Raw genomic sequence first — 3,802 nt, forward strand, 5'->3', positions numbered from 1 at the left:
GGGCCTGCAGTGATAAAATTTCGCCCTTTGTCGCCTCAAGCTTGCTCGATAAGATATTTTGCAGCTCTTTTTGATATGAGCTTAAAATGAGGGCTGATTTTTTCGAGTTTTTGCCAAAAAGCACATCGTAAAGATGCTCTTTAAACTCCTCCACACCGCTATTTTCGCCGCCCTCTAAATAAGACTTTGCGCTAAGCACGAAGTAGTCGATCTCCACGCCATTTATCTGCTCGCCGATCGCCTTTTTTGTGTAGCTAAGCGTGTCGTGAAGCTCTTTTGCGTTTAGCGTATCAGCGTGTGTTAGCACGATCGCAACCCTAACTATGTGCGAGTTTTCAAGGCAGGCTCTTAAAAAGTGCGCGTCCTTTTGCGTGGCACTTTGCGAGGCGTTCATGAGGTGAGCTAAGAGGTCGCACTCTCTCATGAAATTTGTCGTGATCTGTTCTCTTAAAACCACGGCGTCATCGATACCAGGCGTGTCTATGATGCAGACATTGTCCTTTAAAAGCTCCAAGTCGTCATAAAGCTCGACGCTTTTTACTAAATTTGCCGTTTTTGAGCTAGATGAAGTGTAATTTTTGATCTCGTCTATGCCAATATCTACGCTGCTACTTGGTAAATTTTCGCTTGTCAAACCAAGTGCTGCGAGCTCATCAATGCTGTAAAAATTTACCCTTGCATGGCTATTTTTATCGTGCTTTAAAATGGTTAAATTTATAGTTTCTGGCACGTTTGAAGCGCCAAGGACGGACTTGTTTAAAAGGGCGTTTAGAAGGGTTGATTTGCCAGAGTTTATGACGCCGCTTACTGCAATGTTAAAAAGCGTTTCATTTGATCTTTTTTTAGACGCCTTAAGGGCCTCTATGAAGGCTTTGTCGCTATCAAGCCTGCTTGCTTTTTCATTTATCTCGTTTAAAAAGTCTAAATTTTTATGAAAGTGATCTTTTGGCTTGACGTGCGAAATTTTGCTCTCGCTCTCGCTTTGGTTTTTGCTAAGTAGCCCAGCTAAAAAGTCAAATTTCTGAGAGCCAATGATATTTTCATCACGTAGTTTTACAAGGTAGCCTGCTAACTCGTCGCTTGAAATTTTGGCCTCATTTAGTGCTTTAAGAGTAGCTAGCTGTGCGCTTTGTATGCTAAAGATATCAAGGCCGATGTGAAGCTTTTTTAAGATATGCCTAAACTCATCAAGCGCCATAAATTCATCTAAATTTCTCTCGTCGCAAGCTAGAAGGAGTGCGAGCAGATCAGGGTAAAATGGCACGCTAGCGTCGGTACTGGTGTAAATTTTATTTGCACGCCAAGCGTGGTTTAAAAACTCATCCATAAAGACTCTTTTCATTAAGATTTCTGGATTTTATTAAATTTTTACTTATGAAGCTATCAAAGTTTAAATATGAGAACTCTGTGATTTTTCCCAAAAAATTTTACGTGTAAAAGTCAAATTTAAGCCAAGTGATATTTTTGCACGATAATATCTTGATAAAATACATTAATAAGAAAATTTCAACTTTATATAAGGAGTTCCTCATGAAAGCAAGTAAAATCGCACTATCATTGGTCGCTGCTAGCTGTCTAGCTACGGCACTAAATGCTGCTGACACTCTTGCAGAAGCGCTTAGCAACGGCAAATTTAGCGCAGGTGTAAAAGCCACATACGCTACGCAAAAAGATGAGCGAAGCGATGATAAATATCACAGCATATTTGGTGTCGGACTTGAGGCTGGCTACGTCACAGACGCCTTTTATGGATTTAGAGTTGGCATGACAGGTCAAGCTTATGGCTCACCATTTACGCCTAAAAAGCCTGCAAAAACGATGTATGACAAAGAGTGGTACGCAAATGGCGCAGTCTTAAGCGAGCTTTATTTAGGATATAGCATCGGCAAGACCGATATCATCGCAGGACGCCAGTATTATGTCTCGCCGCTCGTTGCTGGCAACTACACGAGGGCTTATAAGGAGGCGTTTGAGGGCGTTAGCATAGAGAACAAAGATATCCCAGATACATCTTTAAGAGCGGCTTGGTTTTATAAATTTCAAGGCCGCAGTAAGGTCACTATGAACGACGCTGGAAGCAGCAACGATATAGATGATGTCGGCAGAGCACCAAGCTTTAAAGATAGAGTGATAGTTGCTGGTCTTGGACCTTATGCGCTAAAATTTGACAATATCTTCACTGGTGCCGTGCAAAATAGCTCCGTGCCAGGCCTAAAACTAACCGCAGCATACGCAAGAGCTAGCGGCGTGGAGTACTATGCAAACAGGGGCGATGACGTAAATTTATATATTCTTGAAGCAAACTATAGACTGGGCTTTGACGCATTTAAGCTCGGGTTTGATGCGATGTATAAGGGCTCGCGCACAAATGGCCAAATGGGAGAGTCACATCTAGATGGTAATATGTACAACCTAAGGGTAGGTATCTACGAGCTTGCAGGCTTTAGTGCGAGCTATGCTTACTCTATAAATTCTAAAAACAACTCAACTATCCTTGGTATCGGAAATGGCCCTGGCTCATATACATTTTTGCCGATACGTGGGCCATTTGTCTATACAGCCTACGCAGGCATGCAGGTGCATAAGATTGTGCTTGACTATAACTTCAAAGCAGTTGGTATTGATGGCTTAAAAACCTCACTTCAGTTTGTAAAAGGCGAGCAAGATAGCTTAAATAACGGCACTCATAAAGGCCGTGGCATAGGTCAAGCAAAAGGCACAAGTATGGATGTAAAAGGCTTTGCAGCAGTGCTTAGTTACGATATACCGCAGGTTAAGGGGCTTGGAGTATCGGCAACATATGCCGCGCTTGAGAGAGATCTTCGTGCAGCTAATGGAAAAAGTGTCAAAAAAGACAATAACGAGCTTTGGTTGCAAGCAAAATACAACTTTAATTTCTAAAATAGCTAATTTGCTCTTGCAAATAAGTAAGAGCATGCTTTTAAAATGTAATACTTTTAAACTTAAATATATTTATTTTAGTAGCAAAATTTATCTTGCATAAAACATTGCCACCAAACCACGGTTTATATCTTTTGTATCGCCGTCATCTATTTTTGTAACCTTTGAGATATTAACACTTTTATCGCTATTTATCGTGAAAGTAAGTTCAATAACTCTCTCATTTATCTTTTTAGTATTTTCACCAAAATAGATCACTTCTGGCTCTTTTTGCGAGTAGTAGGCGGCATATTTGCTTTGAGCTACAACGTTGTCAAAGACCCATTTTTGCTTGATATCTAAAATTTGAGCAAGCTCATTTTTAAACTCGAGATCACAGCCAATAGAGGCTATATAGCTAACGCTTTCTTTCGTTGGATCAAATTTACAGTGCTTGTTCGCGATAGATAAAATAGTCTCTTTGTCTATGCTTTTGCCGTTCTTTAATATGCTATTTGCGCTATCAAGTGCTAGCTCTAAGCTATCATCAACTCTTTTTTGCTGAGCAGCCTTGGCATTATTTAGAGCTTTTATGTAGCCGTTATTTTTTCTTTTAAACTCATCTTCAAGTACATTTTTCCCCACTACGCAGCTTACTTTAACCACTTTCTTTCCATCGCTACTAATGTCTTGCCACTGAGTACTTGAGCAACCTTTAAAGCTATCTATCGCCGAGCCTATCGTTATTGATTTATTACCTTTTAAAATATAGTTTTTAACAATGCCTATATTGCTTTCCTTGCAGCCCACTAATAATAAAAGTGCGCTAAATCCTAGAAATAGAGCCTTTTTCATCATTTTACCTTTTTGTAAATCTGACAAAATAGTACCAAACTAAAGTTTAAATTATTATGATTTTATT

3 protein-coding genes are annotated in these 3,802 nt (G+C 39.8%); 1 reads left to right on the forward strand and 2 read right to left on the reverse strand.

Annotated features, from left to right (window positions below):
* On the reverse strand, positions 1–1,327 hold a 1,327-nt coding region (locus Q0296_RS00150), incomplete at its 3' end, for a dynamin family protein (RefSeq protein ID WP_298035579.1).
* A gap of 203 nt (positions 1,328–1,530) precedes the next feature.
* Between Q0296_RS00150 and Q0296_RS00155 the strand changes: the two genes are divergently transcribed.
* Positions 1,531–2,901, forward strand: coding sequence for an OprD family outer membrane porin (locus Q0296_RS00155; RefSeq protein ID WP_298035580.1), 1,371 nt, complete (start codon positions 1,531–1,533; stop codon positions 2,899–2,901).
* Positions 2,902–2,991: 90 nt separating this feature from the next.
* On the opposite strand, the gene Q0296_RS00160 is transcribed toward Q0296_RS00155, so the two are convergent.
* The gene (locus Q0296_RS00160; protein WP_298035581.1) at positions 2,992–3,735 is read right to left on the reverse strand and encodes a hypothetical protein; all 744 of its coding nucleotides are present in this window, start codon (positions 3,733–3,735) and stop codon (positions 2,992–2,994) included.
* Positions 3,736–3,802 lie beyond the last annotated feature (67 nt).

It is taken from the genome of uncultured Campylobacter sp., from assembly GCF_937890585.1.
Lineage (GTDB): Bacteria > Campylobacterota > Campylobacteria > Campylobacterales > Campylobacteraceae > Campylobacter_A.